Below are 20150 nucleotides of genomic sequence, written 5' to 3'. Positions count from 1 at the left end.
ACTGGCTACTGGCTACTGGCTACTACTGAATGACGACCGAGCAGACGCGCACGCCCGTAAATATCGAAGACGAGATGAAGCGCTCGTACCTGGATTACGCCATGAGCGTGATCATCGGGCGCGCGCTGCCAGACGTCCGCGACGGCCTCAAGCCGGCGCATCGCCGCGTGCTTTACGCGATGAGCCAGATGGGCCTGGCCTCGAACCGCGCCTATCGCAAGTGCGCGAAGGTCATCGGCGAAGTCATCGGTAATTACCACCCGCACGGTGACCAGCCGGCGTACGACACGCTGGTGCGCCTGGCGCAGGACTTCAACATGCGCAAGACCCTGGTCGACGGCCAGGGTAACTTCGGCTCGGTTGATGGCGACCCGCCCGCCGCGTATCGCTACACCGAAGCCAGGCTCGAGGCCCTTGCCGAAAGCCTGATGCAGGATCTCGACAAGGACACGGTCGATTACGTCCCGAACTTCGACGAGACGACCACCGAACCGACGGTGTTTCCAGCGACCTACCCGAACCTGCTGGTCAACGGCTCGACGGGCATTGCCGTCGGCATGGCCACCAACATCCCGCCCCACAACCTGGGCGAGGTGATCGACGGCGTGATCTGGATCATCGAGAACACGTTGCTTGGGGCTGGTGAGGCTGGTCAGGCTGGTGGGGCGGGTAAGAGCTACAGTCGCGAAGAGAAGCTGAAAGAACTGATCCGGTTGATCCCGGGGCCCGACTTCCCCACCGGCGGCACCATTGTCGGCAAGCGCGGCATTCACGAGGCCTACCTGACCGGCCGCGGCTCGATCCAGGTGCGCGCCAAGACCGAGATTGAGACCACCAAGAAGGGCGATCGCCAGCAGATCATCGTCCACGAGATCCCGTATCAGCTGAACAAGACGCGGCTGCTCGAACGCATCGCGGAGCTCGTGCGCGACAAGGCGCTCGAGGGCATTTCCGACCTGCGCGACGAGTCGGACCGCGACGGCATGCGGATCGTGATCGAGCTGAAGCGCGGCGAAATTGGCGAGGTGGTGCTGAACAACCTCTACAAGCAGACCCAGCTGCAGCAGTCGTTCGGCATCATCACCCTGGCGATTGTCGCGGGCCGGCCGAAGGTGCTGAACCTGCTCGAGGTGATCGAGCATTTCATCGACTTCCGCCGCGAGGTGGTGCGCCGGCGCATTGCGTTCGAGCTGCGCAAGGCCGAGGCCCGCGCGCACATTCTCGACGGCCTGAAGATCGCCCTCGACCACCTCGACGCGGTGATCAAGCTGATCCGCGGGTCGAAGAACCCGCCCGAAGCCAAGAGCGGCTTGATCGAGCAGTTCGGTTTGTCCGAGATCCAGGCGCAAGCCATTCTCGACATGCAACTGCAGCGCCTGACCGGCCTCGAGCGCGACAAGATCCTGGGCGAACTGGCCGAGCTGACGGCACTGATCGCCAAGCTCAAGAACATCCTCTCCAGCCAGCCGCTGCTGTTGCAGATCATTCTCGACGAGCTGCGCGCCGTGAAGGCGAAGTTCGCCGATCCGCGCCGGACGATGCTGATCGAGGACGAGAGCGAGATCAGCATCATGGACCTGATCGCCGACGAGGACGTCGCGATCTCGGTCACCGACACCGGCTACATCAAGCGCACGCCAATCACCACCTATCGCACGCAGAACCGCGGCGGCAAGGGCCGGATCGGCATGCGCAAGCGCGACGAGGACGTGGTCAATCACCTGTTCGTCGCCTCGACCCACTCGTTCCTGGTGGTGTTCTCGGACCGCGGCCGCGCCTACTGGCTCAAGGTCCACGAGATCCCCGACGTCGGCGCCGACGGCCGTGGCAAGTCGGTGGCGAACCTGGTGCAGATGGAGGCCGGCGAGAAGATTGCGGCCATGCTCGCGATCAAGGAATTCGACGACACCCACTTCATCGTGATGGGCACGCGCAAGGGCACCATCAAGAAGACCGAGCTCTCGGCCTTCTCGAACCCGCGCGCCGGTGGCATCATCGCCATGGGCATCGACGAGGGCGACGCGGTCATCGACGTGCAGACGTCCGACGGCACGTGTGAGATCTTCATCGGCACCAAGGACGGCAAGGCGATCCGCTTCGGCGAAGACGAGGTCCGCGGCATGGGCCGCACCGCTTACGGTGTTCGCGGCATCCAGTTGCGCGAGGGCGACGAGGTGGTGGCCATGCAGGTCGCCAAGCCTGGTGGCACGCTGCTGACCGTCACCGAGAAGGGCTATGCCAAGAACACGCTGCTCGACGAGTACCGCGTGACCGGCCGCGGCGGCCTGGGCGTGAAGAACGTCGAAGTAACCGACAAGAACGGCCCCGTCGTCGCCATCACGCAGGTGCACGACAACGAGGAGCTGCTGGTCATTACCGAGCAGGGCAAGATTCTGCGCACCGCCGCCAACGAGATTCGCACCATCGGCCGCGCCACCCAGGGCGTTCGCCTGATGGACCTCGAAGGCGACGATAAGATTGTGTCGGTTGCATTGGTCGAGAAGGCCGAAGAAGAACCCACAACGCCACCCGAAGGCGCACCAGGAGATCCGCAATCATGAAGCTAGCCGCAGCGCTCTTGCTTGTTCCCGCGACGATGATGGTGGTTAGCTGCTCGCGTCCGCCGGAGCAGCAGTTCCTGAACCAGTATTTCCGTGCCGCCAAGGCACGCGACAACACGACCGTGGGCCGCATGGCCGCGGTGGTGATCGATCCCCGCACCCAGGGCTCGGTTGAAGACTTCGAGATCACCAGCGTCAGCGAGGAACGGCGGACACCGCTGACCTTCGCGCCGTTGTTCGAGGCGGCGGCCAAGGCTGACGAGACCGAACAGGCGTTCCTGAGGACGAAGATCGAGTACCAGAACGCGAACATCAAGATGATCGAGGAAGTCCTGAAGATCGAGCAGCTGAACCCGACGGCCAAGCTCACCCCGGCGCAGGAGAAGGTCAAGGCCGAGTGGGACAAGTGGCGCGAGGGCATTGCCGCCCACGCCAGGGCCACGGCGTCGGCCAACGCCGCGATCAAGGCCAGCACGGGTGTCGCCGAAGCGTCGTTGACGCAGCCGGGCCAACCGCCGCTCGACCCAAAGACGTTCACGGGCGAGACGGTCACGAAAGATGTGGTCGTCGCTGCGACGATGCGGTCGCCCGAAGGCACGGAGTCTCAGAAGACGCTGACGGTGACGATCGAGCGCGTGGTCGGCGGCGGCCGCGAAGGGCGTCAGATTATTACGAAGATCACAGGGCTGTAAGCTTCGCGTATTTCGCGCGAAGCGTCTTCGTTCCTACCGAGTTGAACCGGACGACCAGTTTCTGGTCGTCCTCCAGGTCCTCCACGCTCACCACGGTGCCTGAACCGAACTGCGCGTGCTTCACGCGCGCGCCAGGGCGGAGGCCCGGCGTCTGGTCTTCTTCCTCGTACTTGAAGTTCTGCGTCGGGACCTTCGCGTCATCGTCCTGGCGGCCAGCCCGATAGCCTGCGGCCGGCTGGCGGGGACGTCCGTATGGGTTGGCGCGATACTCCCCCCACTGATTCCCTCGAGAGCCCGATGAGTAAGACGAAGACACCGCGGGCAGGTCCTGCTCCACCAGATCCAGCGGAATCTCCTCGATGAACCGAGACGCCTCGGTGTTCTGATACTCGCCGAACACGCGTCGCCTGGCGGCGCTGGTGATCACCAACTGCTGTCGCGCGCGGGTGATGCCGACATAGAGGAGGCGGCGCTCCTCTTCCATCTCCGCCTCGTCATCTCGCGAGCGGGAATGCGGGAAGAGACCTTCTTCGAGGCCGGCCAGCACCACGGTCGGGAACTCGAGTCCCTTGGCCGAGTGCAGCGTCATCATCATCACGCGCGGGTCGATCTTGCCTTGCTCCTTGTCCACGTCCGAAAGCAGCGACAGCCGATCGACAAACCCGCCGAGCGAGGGCTCGTGCTCGCGCGACTCGTACTCGCGCGCGGCCGAGACCAGTTCCATGAGGTTCTCGATACGGCCTTCTGATTCTTCGCTGCGGTCTTCGCGCAGGTCGCGCAGGTAGCCGGACTGGTCGAGCACCTTGCCGAGCAGGATCGACACCGGCTCGTTGCGCGCCACCTCGGCCAGCGTGGTGATCATGTCCTTGAAGGCCGCCAACGACGCGCCCTGCCGCGACGACAGGCGCCGGCCCTCGACCCCGACCACCAGCTTGGTCCACAGGGAGTTGGTGACGACCGTGGGCGCCAGGCCCGCGAACAGCGGCGGCAGGTTGGCGTCTTCTTCCGACACGTCCACGCCTTCAAGCGCGTCCATCACACCCTTGCCAATGCCACGAGCGGGCGTATTGATCACGCGGCGCAGCGCCACATCGTCGTGCGGATTCAGGATCAGCTTCAGGTAACTGAGCGCGTCCTTGATCTCGCGGCGCTCGTAAAACCCGACGCCGCCGAGCACGACGTAGGCAATGCCCGCGGCCCGCAGTGAATCTTCAACCGCCCGCGATTGCGCGTTGGTGCGATACAACACCGCCGTCAGCGAGCGCGCATCGTCCTGGATGGCAGCCCGGGCGACCTTGGTGATGTATTCGGCTTCGTCCAGTTCGTCGGCGCCCCGGAAATAGCGGATCTTGGCGCCGCCCTTCTGGTCGGTCCAGAGCGCCTTTTCCTTGCGATTGCGATTGTTGGCAATCACCGCGGAGGCGGCCTTCAGAATCACTTCGGTCGAGCGATAGTTTTGCTCGAGGCGCACGATCACGGCCTCGGGAAAGTCGGTCTCGAAATCGAGGATGTTCCGCAGGTCGGCGCCGCGCCACTTATAAATCGACTGGTCGGGGTCGCCGACCACCGCCAGGTTGCGATGCCCGCCGGCGAGCTGCTTGATCAGCAAGTACTGCGGCCGGTTGGTGTCCTGGTACTCGTCCACCATGACGAACTTGAAGCGCCGGGCGTAGCGTTCGCGCACGGCGGGGGCCTTGTCGAACAGCTCGACGGTCTTCAGCAGCAGGTCGTCGAAGTCGAGCGCGCTCGCGTCCTTCAACGCCTTGAGATAGCCCTCGAACAACTTGCCGATCTCGCGGTCCTTGGGGTTCCACGTGCCGGCAAAGGTGTCGGGCCCTTCCATGCGATTCTTGGCGGCTGAAATGCGGCCCAGCACCATGCGCGGCTGATAGGCCGCGTCATCCATGTGGTATTCGCGCAGGAGCTGCTTGATCACCGACTGCTGGTCGGCGGAGTCGTAGATGGTGAAGTCGCGGCTGAGGCCAATGGCCGGGGCCTCGCGCCTCAGCAGGCGGGCGCACAACGCATGAAACGTCGACACCCACATGGCCCGGCAATCGGTGTCGAGCAGCTTCTCGACCCGCTCGCGCATCTCCTGCGCGGCCTTGTTGGTGAAGGTCACCGCCATGACCTCGTCTGGATGTGCCAGCCGCTCGGACACGAGGTAGGCAATGCGATGCGCGATCACACGCGTCTTGCCCGAGCCCGCGCCGGCGAGAATGAGGAGCGGGCCGTTCGTTTGTTGTACTGCTTCTTGCTGAGCAGGGTTTAGCGAGGAGAGAAGATCCAACCCCTCTATTCTACCGTGACACTCTTCGCCAGGTTCCTCGGTTGATCGACGTCGCAGCCGCGACGCACCGCGATGTAGTACGACAAGAGTTGCAACGGGATCGACAACACGACTGGCATTAACAGCGCACTGGTCGCAGGAACTGTGATCAGCGAGTCGGTGTCGCCCAGGATCTGTTGCAGCGTCGTATCGCCGGCCGTAGTCACGGCGATGATCGAACCGCCGCGCGCCTTGGCTTCCTGGATGTTGCCCTGCATCTTCTCGAACACGTGATCGTGGGTGGCCAGGGCCACGACCGGCATCTGCTCGTCGATCAGCGCAATGGGACCGTGCTTCATCTCGCCGGCCGGGTAGCCTTCGGCGTGAATGTAGGAAATCTCCTTGAGTTTGAGCGCGCCCTCGAGGGCGATCGGGTAATTGACGCCGCGGCCCAGGTAGAGGAAATCGGCCCGGTTGTGGAACCGGATGGCAATCTCCTCGACCTGTTTTGCCGTCTTCAGCGTGTCTTCCAGTGCCTGTGGCAGCTGCATCAACGCCTTGATGTGCTCGCACCGCTGCTCTTTCGTCAGCGTCTCGCGAACTTCGGCGAGGCGCAGGGCGAACAGGTACAGCGCCACGAGTTGGGTCGTGAAGGCCTTGGTCGAGGCGACCCCAATCTCCGGGCCGGCGTGAGTGTAAATGGTGCCTTCGGCCTCGCGCGTGGCCATGCTGCCGACGACGTTGCAGATGGCGAGGCTGCGGGCCCCCTTGCCCTTGGCCTCGCGCAGCGCCGCCAGCGTATCGGCGGTTTCGCCCGACTGCGTGATGGCCACGGCCAGCGTCTGCTTGTCGATGATCGGGTTGCGGTAGCGGTACTCCGAGCCGTAGTCGACTTCGACCGAGAGCTGCGCGAGTTCCTCGATCATGAACTTGCCGACGAGCGCCGCGTGCCACGAGGTGCCGCAGGCCAGCAGCGTGATCTTGTTGATCCCGCGCAGGTCGTCGGCCGAGATGGCCATCTCCTCCAGGTGGATTTGCCCGGAATCAAGCGACGCACGACCGAGCACGGTGTCGCGAACCGCGTGCGGCTGCTCGAAGATTTCCTTGAGCATGAAGTGCTTGTAACCGGCCTTCTCGGCCGATATCGGATCCCACAACACGCGGGTTGGCTTGCGCTCCACGGCCTTGCCGTCGAGTGTCTGGAACGCGACGCCGGCGGGCGTGAGGATGGCCATTTCTCGGTCTTCCATGAAGACCACGTCGCGGGTATGGCTGAGAATCGCCGGCACGTCCGACGCCACGAACGACTCGCCGTCGCCGATGCCCACGACGATCGGCGGGCCGTTGCGAACGGCCACCAGCTTGTTCGGGTCGTCGGCCGACAACAGGACCAGCGCAAACAGCCCGCGCACGCGCTTCATCGCGCGCAGCACCGCGTTCTCGAGCCCGTCGTCCCGCCACTCCTTCTGGACCAGGTGCGCCACCACTTCGGTGTCGGTCTCTGACTCGAACTTGTGCCCCTCGGCGACAAGCTCGCGCTTGATCTCCAGGTAGTTCTCGATAATGCCGTTGTGGACCACGACCAGGCGTCCGGTGCCGTCGCGGTGCGGGTGCGCGTTCTCCTCGGTGGGTCGGCCGTGAGTGGCCCACCGGGTGTGGCCCAGGCCGTACTCCCCCGCCAGCGGCTTGGCCTGAATCGCGTTTTCGAGGTTGATCAGCTTGCCGGCGCTGCGCCGGATGTCGATCTGGCCGTCGTGCACCACCGCGATACCGGCGGAATCGTAGCCGCGGTACTCGAGGCGGCGCAGGCCATCAAGAACGACCGAGACGACGGGCTTGGGGCCGATGTAACCAATGATTCCGCACATAAATTGAAGGGAGAAGGGAGAAGTCTGAGGTTAGAAGTCTTGCGACTTCTCACTTCCTACTTCGAGCTCTTCGCTTTCCTCTCAGAGACCCATCCCGCTTTGTTCTCCTGGCGAGCCCGGCCAATGCCTAGCGCGCCAGCCGGGACATTGGCGGTCACGGCCGAGCCTGCTGCAATGTACGAGCCATCTTCAAGCGTCAGCGGCGCGACGAGCGTGCTGTTGCTGCCGACGAACACGTTCTTGCCGATTACCGTCTGGTGCTTCTTTTCGCCGTCGTAATTGCAGGTAATGGTGCCGGCGCCGACATTTGTGGCCGATCCAATGGTTGCATCGCCGAGGTAGGCAAGGTGATTGGCCTTGGCGCCCTTGCCCATGGACGTCTTCTTCAGTTCCACGAAGTTGCCAATGTGGGCGTCTTCGCCGACCTGCGATCCGGGCCGGATGTGGGCGAACGGACCGAGAAACGCGCCGGCCTCCACTGTGGAATCCGTCACCACAGTGTGGTTACGCACACACACCCGGTCGCCGATGGTCGAGTTGACAATGCGCGAGCCGGAGTGAATCTCGCACGCCGCGCCAATCTTCGTGGACCCTTCCAGGAACACGCATGGGTGGATCACGGTGTCGGCGCCGACCACGACGTCACTGTCGACATAGGTGGTGGCAGGGTCAATCAGGGTGACCCCCGCGGCCATTAACTCTTCGTTCTTTTGCTGGCGAACCATGACACTGACCTCGGCAAGCTCTGTGCGGCTGTTGATGCCGCGAATCTCTTCCGCGCGCGCGACCGTCCAGGTGGCGACCGTGCGTTTGTGTTTCCGGTGAATCGCAACCAGGTCGGGCAGATAGTACTCGCCCTGGTTGTTGGCGGTGCCGATCGCGTCGAGGGCGCTGAAGAGCGACGCCAGGTCGAACGCGTAGATGCCCGAGTTGATCTCGGTGATCTTGCGCTGCGCCGGCGAGGCATCCCGTTCCTCGACAATGCGGGTGATGTTGCCGCCGGCCCGGACGATCCGCCCATAACCAAACGGGCGCGGCATGTCCGCGGTGACGACGGTGGCGGCGGCCTGCGACTGTTCGTGTGTCTCGATCAGCGACCGCAAGGTGGCGCCGGTCAGCAGCGGCACGTCGCCCGACAGCAACACGAGCACGCCCTGCTTGCCTTCCAGTAGCGGCCGCGTCTGCAGCAGCGCGTGGCCGGTGCCAAGCTGTTGCTCCTGAGTGACAAACTGCAAGGTCCGCCTAAAGGCGGACGCTACATTGGCGCCAATGTAGTGTCCGGCTTTAGCCGGACCGGTCAGTGCGGCCTTTACCTCCTCCGCACCGTGGCCCACCACCAGCGTGATGCTGGCTGGTTCAAGCGTATCGGCGGTCCGGAGCACGCGTTCGATCAGTGGGAAGCCGGAAATGCGGTGCAGGACCTTGGGGACCTGCGACTTCATGCGCGTGCCCTTGCCGGCGGCGAGCACGACGACGTGAATGTCAGCCACGAGTAATTTTGACTCGTTCCAGGGCGTCGTACACCACCTTTGTGGTTAGCCCAAGCTGTTCAGCCACCAGGCGGGCGGTGTCACGCTTAGACTCGCCCAGCCCTTTCTCTGTTAATTGACCAAACAATGTTGCGATATCCTCGTCCGTAGTAGCCATGGGTGCGTTTTGGGCCTTGGATCCGGGCGGCAGGACCAAAGTGAACTCCCCTTGCGGGGTCTCGAACCGGGCCAGAAGTTCGTCAGGAGTACCGAAAACGAACTCCTCGTGAATCTTGGTGAGCTCTCGCGCGACCATTATCTGGCATTTGACCAATTCACGAAGCTCCTCAAGGGTCTTCCGAAGCCGGTGGGGGGCCTCGAAGAACACCGCGGCCCGGTCCTGGCTGGCCTCAACCAGCGCCAGGAACCACAGTTTTCTGTCTTTTGCCTTAATCGGGGCAAAACCATGAAAACAAAATCCTTCAGACTTCATTCCTGACGCTGAAATGGCCGTCACCACCGCACTGGCGCCCGGGATGGGCTCCACCCTGAAGCCCGCCTCGCGAACGGCAGCCACCAGGGTCGCTCCCGGGTCAGAAACCCCCGGCGTACCGGCGTCTGTGACCAGGGCGATTGAATCCCCAGCGGCCAGGCGGGTCAGCAACCGGGCGACGCGTCCGCCCTCGTTGTGTTCGTGGACGCTCAGAACGGCGGTATCGATGTTGTAGTGCCGGAGGAGGTTGCCTGTGCGCCGGGTGTCCTCGGCCGCCACCAGCTGAACCGTTTTGAGGATTCGAAGGGCGCGAAGCGTGATGTCTTCAAGGTGGCCGATGGGCGTCGCGACGACATACAGGGTCCCCTTCGACTCGCGGCGCGGCCCTCCCGGGTCGCGCCACTCGCTCAGGACAGGGCCCTTCATCAGCCGCATTTTATTGTACCATTGCGAGATGGCCGCTTTCCCGTGATCGCGGCCGTCTTAGTGGAGCGTATCAGGGGAGTCGAAGGCCTCAACGATTGTGCTCACCGAAGGTACTGGGACCGTTCCGTAGGAACGGTCCATTCCGGATATCGAACCTGATGCACGCGGCTGAACCACTACCCCACTTCGTCGACGACTATCTCGCATATCTCTACGAGGTCCACCCGACCGGGGCGACCATGGACGGTGTTCACATCCATGACGACCTCTTAGAGGATTACCGTCGTACGGCCATCGACACCCACACGAGCGCGCTTGCCGGCTTCGCCCGGCGCCTCGATGGCATTCCCCACGCCAACTTGCCCCTACGCGAGCAGGTCGAGCACCAGATTGTTTCGGCCAACATCCGGGCGCGCCAGTTCGACCTCGAAGCGACGCGGCCCTGGGAACGCAATCCGCACGTGTACGCCGACACCCTGGCCTCGAGCCTGGCCGCCCAGGCCATTTTCACCTACGCCCCCGAGACCGACCGCGCGCGCCGCGTCCTGTCGAAATTGCGGCAGGTGCCTCGGCTCGTGCAGGCGGCCCGCGACAACATCAAGGACCCACCGGCGATTTTCGTGAAGGTCGGCATCGACACCTGGCGCGGCGCCATGGCGTTTATCGACACCGACTTGCCGCGCGCCTTCTCGAACGTTGACGATATGCACCTGCTCGGCGACCTCGCCGATGCCTGCACCGAAGCGGTGCAGACCATGGGCGCGTACGTCGCCGACCTCGAGAACGACATTCGGCCGAAGGCCAAGGGCTCGTTCCGGCTCGGTCGTGACAAGTTCGAACAGAAGCTGCGGCTCGAAGAGGGCATTACCCTGCCGGTCGATCGCCTGCTGGCGATCGCGACCCGCGAACTGGCCGCGACCCAGGAAGAGTTCCGCCAGCTGGCGGGGCGCCAGAACGGCGGCGACCCGATCGCCGTGTGGCGCAAGGCCAAGTCGCAGCACCCCGCCCCGGGCGCGCTGATCACGACCGCGCGGGAACACCTCGACGAACTTCACACCTTCCTGTCGCGCAACCCGGTCGTGGCGATTCCCGACAGCCCCGGCGTCGCCGTGGCCGCGACGCCCGAGTTCTTCCGCTGGTCGTCGGCCAGCATGTGGACGCCGGGCCCGTACGAATCCAAGCCCTCGCGGGCGATCTACTACCTGACCGACGTGGACCCGAAATGGGACGCGGAGCGCAAGGCCGAACACCTTCGCGACTTCAACAACCCGACGCTCATGGCCATCTCGATCCACGAGGTGTATCCCGGCCACTTCCTGCACTACCAGCACCTGCGCACGGTGGACTCGAAGGTCCGGCGCTCGACCATGTTCGCGCCGGCGTCCTACATGGAGGGCTGGGCCCATTACTGCGAGCAGATGATGCTCGAGGCCGGCTTCGGCAAGGGTGACCACGCCCTGAAGCTGGGGCAACTCGCCGAGTCGCTCGTTCGTCTCGCCCGCTTCATTGTCGGCATTCGCCTGCACACCGAAGACTGGTCGGTGGAGCAGGGGGTGCGGTTTTTCCGCGACGAAGCGTTCCTCGAAGAGGCCAATGCCCGCCGCGAAGCCGAGCGCGGGACCTTCGATCCGACGTATCTTGTTTATTCAGCAGGCAAGCTGATGCTGCTGAAGCTGCGCCGCGACTGGTACGAGCAGCAAGGCGGCAAGCCCTCGCTGCGCGCGTTCCACGATGCGCTGCTCGCCCAGGGCTCCGCGCCGTTCTGGGCGCTGCGGCGCCTCATGCTTGATGGGTCGTCGGACGTAGTGTTGGAGTAACGAATGCCGCTCTATGAGTATGAATGCACCGCTTGCGCGCACCGCTTTGAGGTGATCCAGAAATTCTCGGATGCGCCGATCGACCTCTGCCCCAAGTGCGGCGGCGCGGTCAGCAAGCTGTTCTCGTCGCCGGCGATCCAGTTCAAGGGCTCGGGGTTCTACCTGACCGACTACGGCCGCGGCGGCAAGAGCGACTTGGGCACCGGCGCGGCGAAAGAGTCGACCGCCAGCACGACGGCGGGCGAGACCAAGTCCGAGACGAAGACCGAAACGAAGACGGAAACGAAGACGGAAACCAAGGCCGAGACGCCCAAAGCCAACAAGCCCAGCACCACGACCTAACAGGAGCTCAGGAGATCAGGAGAAACATATTCTCTTGAACTCTTTAGCTCTTGTTAATGACCTGCGCCAGGTATTCCAGGAACGGCTTGGCGAGCTCGGGCCGCTTCATCGCAAAATACACCGTCGCCTTCAGGAACCCCAGCTTGTTGCCGGTGTCGTGGCGCACGCCGTCCACTTCATACGCGTAGATCGGCCGCGACTCCAGGAGCTTGCGCAAGCCGTTGGTCAGCTGGATCTCGCCGGACTTGTCCTTCGCCGTGTCGTGGAGGGCAGGGAAGATGTCGGGCGTCAGGATGTAGCGGCCGATGATGGCGAGGTCCGACGGCGCGTCCTCGCGGGCCGGCTTCTCGACGAGATCGGTCACGCGATAGACGCCCTTGCCGAACTCGGGTGCCGGCTCGCCGGCAATCACGCCGTAGTTCGAGACCTGGTCCATCGGCACGCGTTCGACCGCCAGCACCGGCCCGCCCGCCTTCTCGAACACCGCGATCATCTGCGCCAGCGCCGGCGGCTCCGCATCGATCACATCGTCTGCAAGGATGACGGCGAAGGGTTCGTTGCCGACGAGGGTTTCGGTGACGAGGACGGCGTGGCCCAGGCCGAGCGGTTCGCCCTGGCGGACGTACGAGACGTTGATCTGATCCGAGATCTTGCGGACTTCCTCGGCCAGCTCGCGCTTGCCGCGGCTTTCGAGAAAGGATTCGAGTTCCTTGGAGACGTCGAAGTGGTCTTCGATGGCGTTCTTGCCGCGGCCGGTGACCAGGATGATGTTGGGGACGCCCGAGTGGACGGCTTCCTCGACCCCGTACTGGATAGTCGGCTTGTCGACGAGGGGCAGCATTTCCTTGGGCTGTGCCTTGGTGGCGGGCAGGAAGCGCGTGCCCAGGCCGGCGGCGGGGAAGACGACCTTACGAACCGTGGAGCTCATATACCCTAGAATAGTTCACCGGCGGCGCTCGACGCGGCCTGAGACACCACATGCTTGACCCCATTTACGTTCGCGACAACATCGAAGCGGTTCAGCTGGGCCTGAGCAATCGCGGCCTCGACGCGAAGGCCGAGCTGCAGCAACTGGCGACCTACGAAACCCAGCGCCGGCGACTGATTCCCGCCATCGAAGGTCTGAAGCGCGAGCAGAACACCTCGGGCGACCAGGTGGCGCGGGCCAAGCGGCAGGGACAGGAAGTGCAGCACCTGTACGAGGCGAGCAAGCTGCGCAACCAGAAGATCAAGCAGATGGAAGTGGAGCTCGAGGCCGCCGAGCGCCAGCGCACGCTGATCCTGGAAACGCTGCCCAACCTGCCGCACGCGAGCGTGCCGGTGGGGAAGAGCGCGGCCGACAACGTGGTGGTGCGCACGTGGGGCGACCCGGCGCCGCTGGCCTTCGAGGCGAAGGCGCATTGGGACCTCGGTCCGCACCTGGGCATCATCGACTTCGAGCGGGCCACCAAGATCTCGGGTTCGCGCTTCGCGGTCCTGATGGGCGCCGGCGCGCAGCTCGAGCGCGCGCTGATCAACTTCATGCTGAACCTGCACACCAACGAGCACGGCTACACCGAGGTGCTGCCGCCGTTCCTGGTGTCTTCGTCCACGCTCTACGGCACCGGCCAGCTGCCGAAGTTCGAGTCGGACCTGTTCAAGATCGCAGGAGACTGGGATCTGTACCTGATTCCGACCGCCGAGGTGCCGGTCACCAATCTCTACCGCGGCGAGATTCTCGACGGCCGGCTGTTGCCGATGAAGTACACCGCCTACACGCCGTGCTTCCGCAGCGAAGCCGGTTCGTACGGCGCCGACGTGCGCGGACTGATCCGCCAGCACCAGTTCGACAAGGTGGAGTTAGTGAAGTTCGCGGCGCCGGAAACGTCGTACGACGAGCTCGAGAGCCTGACCGCGAACGCCGAACGCGTGCTGCAGCTGCTCGGGTTGCCGTATCGAACCATGGTGCTCTGCACCGGCGACATGGGCTTCGGCTCGGCCAAGACCTACGACATCGAGGTGTGGCTGCCCAGCCAGAAAGCCTACCGCGAGATCTCGTCGTGCTCGAACTGCGAGGGGTTCCAGGCGCGCCGCGCCAACATCAAGTTCCGGCCGGCCGGCACCGGCAAGGCCGAGCACGTGCATACGCTGAATGGTTCGGGCCTGGCCGTCGGGCGCACGTTGATCGCCATTCTCGAGAACTACCAGCAGGCCGATGGTTCGGTGCTGATTCCCGAAGCGCTCAGGCCATACATGGGTGGGCGGGATAAGATCAGTAGCCAGTAGCCAGTAGCCAGAAAAACGTTTGGCTTTCTGGCATCTGGCTACCGGATACTGGCTACTGACTTGCGGAGAGATGGCTGAGTGGTCGATAGCGGCGGTCTTGAAAACCGCTGAACCTTCACGGGTTCCGGGGGTTCGAATCCCTCTCTCTCCGCCAACTCACTCGGCTTTTCGCCTCGTTCGGCGGAGAGAGAGGGAGTCGGACTCAATTGTCGGCGCTAGCGCGCCGCCAACAGTGCGAATCCCTGGTACCGCAATACTCGCTCGCTTCGCCTCGCTAGACAGATTGCCAGTTAGAGACACCTACATGAAAAGACTATCGTTCGCGTCGCTGCTCTTGTTCGCCACCATCGCGTGCGGCGGCTCTACTCCAACTTCTGAACCCACCGAAGGGGCTCCCATGGCTAATACCGGCGTCAACGAACTGCAGATGGTCGACTCGAAGGTTGGCGACGGCGCCGAAGCTGTGTCTGGGCGGGTGGTGCGGGTGCATTACACCGGCTGGTTGTTCGACGCGTCGAAGGCCGACAAGCGCGGCGCGAAGTTCGATAGCTCCAAAGACCGTAATGACCCGTTCGAGTTTCCGCTCGGTGGCGGGCAGGTCATTGCCGGGTGGGACAAGGGCTTTGCCGGCATGAAGGTGGGCGGCACGCGGGTGCTGACCATTCCGCCCGCCCTGGGCTACGGCGCCGGCGGGGCCGGCGGCGTCATTCCGCCAAACGCGACGCTCGTGTTCGAGGTTGAGCTGCTCGAAGTCAAGTAGTCCGGCTGAAGCCGGACGCTACATCTGTAGTGTCCGCCTTTAGGCGGACCACACCATGCACTGTAAACATTTCGGCGTCTGCGGAGGATGCAGCCTGCCCGGTGTCGATTACGCCGAGCAGCTGCTCCAGAAACAGGCGCGGCTGGCGCGGTTGCTGGGCATGCCGGTGCCGCCGCTCGTGCCGTCTCCGCGCGAAGACCGGTTCCGCACCAAGGTCGCCTTTGTGTTCGGGCCCGAAGGGCAGGGCCGCGGCCTGGTGATGGGCCACTACGCCCGCGGATCGAAGCAGATTGTCCGCGTTGACGAATGCCCGGTGCACAGCGATCGCGGCAACCGCATTGCGTTTGCGCTGCGCGATCGCCTGGTGCGCGCCCGCATTTACGGCGTCGGCGCCCAACGTAACGGTCTCGTCCGCCACATCATCGTCCGCACCACGGAGGACGACCGCCAGGCGGTGGCCATGCTGGTGGTGACGAAGAACGACAAGGCGCTGCGCACACCCATTCGAGGGTTGCTGGCCTCGGCGGATCGCCCGGACGGATTCTTCATCAACATCAACGACCGTCCTGGACCCTTCATGGTGGGCTCGGAAACCATCAAGATTGACGGCCACAGCCACGTCAAGCAGGACGGCATTCTCGAGACGTCGTTCCTGGTGTCGCCGACGGCGTTCTTCCAGACCAACGTCGGCGCGGCCCGGGAGATCGTGAAGCTCGTCGTCGAAGGGTGCTTCGGTGCTGGCGTGCTGGCGTGCTCGAGTGCGGCGGAGGGGCCACCACGGGTTCTGGATCTGTACAGCGGCAGCGGGTTGTTCGCTCTGCCGCTGGTCAAGTCGGGCGCGCGGGTGACGGCGGTGGAAGAGAACCGCCAGGCCATGAAGGACGCCGAGTCCAACATCCGCCTGAACCGCATTCCGGGCGGCCTGGTGCGGTTGATCACGGCCAGCGTCGAAGACACGTTGCCGCGCGTGGCCAGGGACAAGTGGGACGCGGTGGTGCTCGATCCGCCGCGGCAGGGGTGCCCGCCCGAGGTGCTGGACGGGGTGTTCAACCAACTGGCTCCGGCGAGGGCGGTTTACGTGTCCTGCAATCCCGAGGCGCTGGCGGCCGAGTTGCCGGTTATCCTCAATGCCGGGTACCGCGTGACGAGCATTCAACCCGTCGACATGTTTCCTCACACCGACCACATTGAAACCGTGGTGGCCTTTTCGCGCGGATGAATTCGTTCACTAAGGGCGTGGTGATCGCGTCGACGCTGGTGGTGGCGTTCGCCCAGCTGTACCTCGCCACCCGGCTCACATACCTCGAACTGATGGGCCTCGCCACCGCCGGCTTCGCGATCGGCCTCGTTACCGGCCGCTGGCGGCCAGGCGTGGTGACCACCCTGCTGTTGTCAGTGGTGTACGTGGCGCCGGCGATCCACGTGGCGCTCGGGCGCTTCGAGAGCGCGAGCCTTGAAATTGCCTGGGCATTGCCGTTGCTCGGCCTGATCCTCTCCGGCCGCGCCGGCTGGCGCTGGAATGTCCCTTCGCGCTTCCGCTGGCCACTTGTCGCCTGGGCTCTCGTCATCGCCGTGTCGTGGCCCATCGTCTTCTTGCGCGAGCTCGACTTCCGCATCTGGACCCTGTTCATGCCTGGCGTGGCGAACACCAGCATTGGCATCACGCCCTGGGAGGCCGCGCATGGGGTCGCGTACTGGGCGCTGGTCAACCTGTTGGGTTTGCTGTGGTTCGATCGTTTGTTCGGCTGGTATGCGAACGGCGGGCTGGCAGAGTTCCGCGCCCGTGCGATCTACCCGATGGCAACCGGTGCGTTCGTGGCCTGCTTCATCAGCTTCTACCAGGGCGCGATCGACATCCAGTTTCTGAATCCTCACCAGTGGCCGTACATGCGCCGCGCGTCCGGCACTCTCGGCGACGCCAATATTCTGGGTGCGGTGGCCGCGTTGTGGGCGCCGCTGCTGGTGTTGCTGGCGCGCCGGCTGACGCCGCCATGGCCCGCGATTGGCGGCATCATCGGCGTGTCGGTGGCGGCCCTTGGTGTTGCGATGTCCGGCTCGCGGTCGGCCTTGATCGGCCTCGTGCTTGGAATCGGCGCGCTCGCCGTGGAGGGCCTGCTGGCGTGGCGTCGTTCGGCGGGACCATCGCGGCGGCTGCCACCGGCCAGGCAGTTGCTGCCGATCGTGGCCGGGCTCGCTGCTCTCGTCCTCGTCGGCTGGCTGGCCGCCACCGGCTCCGCGGTGACGAGCGTCGTCAGCCGAGGCGCTGTCCGCTATATGCCGTTCTTTGGAGAGGTCAGCATGGGCCAGGCGGTGTTCGAGATTTTCTGGGAGCGCTTCGGCTACGGGACCGCGGCCGTCCAGATGATCAGGGAGCATCCCGTCAGTGGGACCGGCATCGGCACCTTCCACACGCTGGTGAATGACTTTTCGATGTTGGTTAACGGCAAGAACCTGGTACCCGACAACGCACAGAGCTGGTACAGACACATGCTCGCGGAACTCGGCGTGCTGGGCAGCCTGCCGTGGATCGCGTGGTGCGCGGTCTTCGGGTGGACGTTGTTCTCGCGGCCGCCGCCGTCGGCCGATCGCTTTGCGGTGGGTGTGTTGCGAGCGACGCTGGCTGCCTTCGGAGTCATCTCGATGATGGGAATGCCCGGGCAATCAATGCCCGTGGCCCTCACGTTCTGGACGCTGGCGTTCTGGTTCGTGATGGAGCAGGGAACGCCTGAGGAGCCGCGGCCATGGTCGCCGGTGGTTTGGGGCGCGACGTTCGTGCTCGTGCTCGCGCACGCCGGGCTGACCTATGCCGACGCGCGCGGCGACCTGCGGCCGCGCAACCGGTCCATGCGTTTCGGGTGGGACTACCGCTATGGCATCAGCAACCCCGAGCTGTCACCTGACGGCTCCCCCGGCCGCCGCTGGACCGAGCTGCGCTCGCTGTCGATGGTTCCGGTCAAGGGCAAGGTGCTGAAGTTCGTGGCGTGGGTTGATCACCCCGACGCCGATGAGCGTCCTGTTCACACGCGCGTGTGGGCCGACAAGCGGCTGGTCTATGACGACGGCCTGAAGCGGAGCGCGGCGATCTTCCTGGACTTGGAGCCGGCCCCAGGCCAGACGCACTTGATGATCGAAACCGAGATCAGCCGGATGTGGAGCCCAACCGACTTCGGCCGCAGCGATCGCCGCATTCTCGGATTGTCCGTGCGCGACTGGACGTGGGAGTAGTCCGGCTAAAGCCGGACTCTACCTTTTGCCAACCGTTCGTTCGAGATAGGCGCGAATCGTGTCGTAGGTGTGCGCTTGCGTCCAGGCATGGACGACGCGCGCGTTGAGATCTGACAGGCACGCCGTGCGGTCGAGGATGAGCGTGGTGAAGGCTTCCTTGGTGAGCGCGAACGCGCCGGCCGGGATGCTCGCGAGCTGGCTGGCCACGGCAATGGCCCGTTCAAGCAACGACTCGGCCGGGCACTTCTCGTCGACGAGGCCGAGCGTGACGGCCTCGTCCGCCAGCACCGTGCGTCCCGTGAAGACCAGGTCGCGGAACACCGCATCGGTCACCCGCGCCGCGACAATTTGCAGCGGCAGCGCCGGAAACGGCACGCCCACCACCAACTCCGGCACGCCCATGCGCCCGGTGCCCTCGGCCATGATGCGGCGATCGCAGGCGGCGGCCAGGATGCAGCCGCCGGCAATAGCGTGGCCATTGACCGCCGCAATCAGCGGCTTCGGGAAGGTCAGCGTGTCGCGCAGCATCGTGTCGAGCACCGGAAGGAAGCGCTCGCCGTAGGCCGGGCCGTCCTTGATCACCCGGAACAGGTCAACGCCCGCAGAGAACGACGAGCCCGTGCCCGTGACCACCACCGCGCGCACCGGCGCGTCAGCCGCGGCCTTCAGCTCCGCGGTAAAGGCCTCGCCCAGCTCGATATCCATGGCGCTGACCTTGCCATGCGCCAGGCGCAGCACCCGAATGCCATCCCGATCCTGTCGTTCGATCATGCCGGCAGATTATCCTATTGCTTCATGACCCAGATCGTCGAGGCGCGACCCGCCGCCACCGTGATCGTCCTGCGGGAGGGCGACCCGTTCGAGTTCCTGCTGTTGCGCCGCAACGACAAGGTGGCCTTCATGGCCGGCTCCTACGTGTTTCCCGGCGGCCGCGTGGATCCGGGCGACCATCCGGCGCCGGGTTCGGCGATGCCGCCGCACGCGTTCAGCGACCTCACCGATGCCGAAGAAGCCGCCTACCGCCAGGCCGCCGTCCGCGAAGTGATGGAAGAAGCCAACGTCACGATCGCGCCCGCTGACCTGGCGCCGCTGGCGCACTGGGTCACCCCGGAGATCGAGATCCGCCGTTACGACACCCGCTTCTTCCTGGCGCGCCTGCCCGACGGGCAGGACCCCCGCCATGACGATGGCGAGATGACGGCCCTGGAGTGGATGTCGCCGAAGGCCGCGATCACCAGATTCGAGCGGCGCGAGCTGCTGTTGCCGCCACCAACCTGGACGACCATCCGCCAGCTCGAAAAGTGCTCATCGATCGACGAAGTGTTCGTGTGGGCGCGGCAACGAACGGTGGTCCGCATCATGCCGGGCTTCGTCAAGACCGAGAGCGTGACCATGCTCACGCTGCCGGGCGACCCGCTCTTCCCATCGATTCCCGGCTGGGAGGTGCCCGAAGAAACGCGGTTCGTGCTCGAAGGCGGCGCCCGATGGCAACCACTGAAACCCTGACCGCGACCATTGATCGCCTGATCGCGCTCTTCAACGCGAAAGGCATGGACCTGCCCGACGGCTTCTTCGATCGCCGCACGCAGTTCGTGCTGAACGGCGCACCGTTCGAAACGCTGCTGGGCCAGCCGCCCACCGATCCGCTGGTGCTGATGCTGGCCAGGGGACCCGCCGGCTATCGCTTCATGGCCAAGGCGCTGCAGCACGCGCTGCCCGACGCTCGCGTCGAGCGCGCCGCTCTCGACACCGGCAGCGATCCCTTCTTGATCACCACGCGGCTGCGGCTGTCGGGCACGCTGCGCGGCAGCGGCGGACGGCTCGACACCGCCGTGGCGGTCACGTTGAAGCTGGGCGAGCCGGGCCGGGTTGGCGTGGCCGAAGCGGTGGTCGATCCGGGCGACCTGGATAGGCTCCGAGCGGCCCGCCTGGAACCTTGAGGTCGATTCGCGTGTGGTCGAGA

Annotated in this window: 16 protein-coding genes and 1 tRNA gene; 11 read left to right on the top strand and 6 right to left on the bottom strand. The window is 64.7% G+C overall.

What is annotated here, in order from left to right:
- Positions 1–29 precede the first annotated feature (29 nt).
- Together gyrA and Q8T13_07905 are read left to right on the top strand one after the other, a co-directional pair.
- Positions 30–2561 (top strand): DNA gyrase subunit A, encoded by a 2532-nt coding sequence (gene gyrA, locus Q8T13_07910; protein MDP3717671.1) that lies wholly within the window; start codon positions 30–32, stop codon positions 2559–2561.
- Positions 2558–3253 (top strand): hypothetical protein, encoded by a 696-nt coding sequence (locus Q8T13_07905; protein ID MDP3717670.1) that lies wholly within the window; start codon positions 2558–2560, stop codon positions 3251–3253. Before gyrA ends, Q8T13_07905 begins: the two co-directional genes overlap by 4 nt.
- On the opposite strand, the gene Q8T13_07900 is transcribed toward Q8T13_07905, so the two are convergent.
- The 4 genes from Q8T13_07900 to rsmI are packed head-to-tail and all read right to left on the bottom strand — an operon-like array spanning position 3240 to position 9778.
- Entirely contained in the window at positions 3240–5543 is a 2304-nt protein-coding gene (locus Q8T13_07900; GenBank protein MDP3717669.1) for a UvrD-helicase domain-containing protein, read from the bottom strand. The two genes, Q8T13_07905 and Q8T13_07900, sit on opposite strands and share 14 nt — an antisense overlap.
- Positions 5544–5548: 5 nt before the next feature.
- Positions 5549–7390, bottom strand: a complete 1842-nt coding sequence (gene glmS / locus Q8T13_07895; GenBank protein ID MDP3717668.1) for a glutamine--fructose-6-phosphate transaminase (isomerizing) — start codon at positions 7388–7390, stop codon at positions 5549–5551.
- 56 nt (positions 7391–7446) lie between these two features.
- Positions 7447–8880 (bottom strand): bifunctional UDP-N-acetylglucosamine diphosphorylase/glucosamine-1-phosphate N-acetyltransferase GlmU, encoded by a 1434-nt coding sequence (gene glmU / locus Q8T13_07890; protein ID MDP3717667.1) that lies wholly within the window; start codon positions 8878–8880, stop codon positions 7447–7449.
- Complete coding sequence (gene rsmI / locus Q8T13_07885; GenBank protein ID MDP3717666.1) at positions 8873–9778, bottom strand: 16S rRNA (cytidine(1402)-2'-O)-methyltransferase; 906 nt, start codon at positions 9776–9778, stop codon at positions 8873–8875. The genes glmU and rsmI overlap by 8 nt, the downstream gene beginning before the upstream one ends.
- Positions 9779–9936: 158 nt before the next feature.
- Here rsmI and Q8T13_07880 point away from each other — a divergent pair, with 158 nt between their 5' ends.
- Entirely contained in the window at positions 9937–11595 is a 1659-nt protein-coding gene (locus Q8T13_07880; protein ID MDP3717665.1) for a DUF885 domain-containing protein, read from the top strand.
- Between the two features lie 3 nt (positions 11596–11598).
- Positions 11599–11937 carry a zinc ribbon domain-containing protein gene (locus tag Q8T13_07875; protein MDP3717664.1) on the top strand — a complete coding sequence of 113 codons (339 nt, stop codon included), beginning with the start codon at positions 11599–11601 and terminating at the stop codon, positions 11935–11937.
- 43 nt (positions 11938–11980) lie between these two features.
- Here Q8T13_07875 and galU read toward each other — a convergent pair whose 3' ends face one another.
- Positions 11981–12865 carry a UTP--glucose-1-phosphate uridylyltransferase GalU gene (galU, locus tag Q8T13_07870; protein MDP3717663.1) on the bottom strand — a complete coding sequence of 295 codons (885 nt, stop codon included), beginning with the start codon at positions 12863–12865 and terminating at the stop codon, positions 11981–11983.
- 50 nt (positions 12866–12915) lie between these two features.
- Here galU and serS point away from each other — a divergent pair, with 50 nt between their 5' ends.
- The 5 genes from serS (at position 12916) to Q8T13_07845 (ending at position 18187) form a co-directional block, all read left to right on the top strand.
- The gene (gene serS / locus Q8T13_07865; GenBank protein MDP3717662.1) at positions 12916–14202 is read left to right on the top strand and encodes a serine--tRNA ligase; all 1287 of its coding nucleotides are present in this window, start codon (positions 12916–12918) and stop codon (positions 14200–14202) included.
- 64 nt (positions 14203–14266) lie between these two features.
- Positions 14267–14356 (top strand) — tRNA-Ser (locus Q8T13_07860).
- Between the two features lie 243 nt (positions 14357–14599).
- Positions 14600–14962 carry an FKBP-type peptidyl-prolyl cis-trans isomerase gene (locus Q8T13_07855; protein MDP3717661.1) on the top strand — a complete coding sequence of 121 codons (363 nt, stop codon included), beginning with the start codon at positions 14600–14602 and terminating at the stop codon, positions 14960–14962.
- A gap of 55 nt (positions 14963–15017) precedes the next feature.
- Complete coding sequence (gene rlmD, locus Q8T13_07850) at positions 15018–16181, top strand: 23S rRNA (uracil(1939)-C(5))-methyltransferase RlmD (GenBank protein ID MDP3717660.1); 1164 nt, start codon at positions 15018–15020, stop codon at positions 16179–16181.
- Positions 16178–18187: an O-antigen ligase family protein gene (locus Q8T13_07845; GenBank protein ID MDP3717659.1), complete on the top strand. Its 2010-nt coding sequence runs from the start codon at positions 16178–16180 to the stop codon at positions 18185–18187. The genes rlmD and Q8T13_07845 overlap by 4 nt, the downstream gene beginning before the upstream one ends.
- A gap of 18 nt (positions 18188–18205) precedes the next feature.
- Here the strand turns inward: Q8T13_07845 and Q8T13_07840 are convergent, their stop codons facing one another.
- A complete protein-coding gene (locus tag Q8T13_07840; protein MDP3717658.1) occupies positions 18206–18958 on the bottom strand; it encodes an enoyl-CoA hydratase/isomerase family protein in 753 nt (250 codons plus the stop codon).
- A gap of 24 nt (positions 18959–18982) precedes the next feature.
- Between Q8T13_07840 and Q8T13_07835 the strand changes: the two genes are divergently transcribed.
- Together Q8T13_07835 and Q8T13_07830 are read left to right on the top strand one after the other, a co-directional pair.
- Positions 18983–19693, top strand: coding sequence for an NUDIX hydrolase (locus Q8T13_07835; protein ID MDP3717657.1), 711 nt, complete (start codon positions 18983–18985; stop codon positions 19691–19693).
- Positions 19672–20127, top strand: coding sequence for a hypothetical protein (locus Q8T13_07830; protein MDP3717656.1), 456 nt, complete (start codon positions 19672–19674; stop codon positions 20125–20127). The genes Q8T13_07835 and Q8T13_07830 overlap by 22 nt, the downstream gene beginning before the upstream one ends.
- Positions 20128–20150 lie beyond the last annotated feature (23 nt).

Source organism: Acidobacteriota bacterium, from assembly GCA_030697165.1.
Taxonomy (GTDB): Bacteria; Acidobacteriota; Vicinamibacteria; order Vicinamibacterales; family UBA2999; genus 12-FULL-67-14b.
The sequence above is the reverse complement of the archived record's forward strand: the minus strand, read 5'-3'. Positions and strand labels throughout refer to the sequence as shown.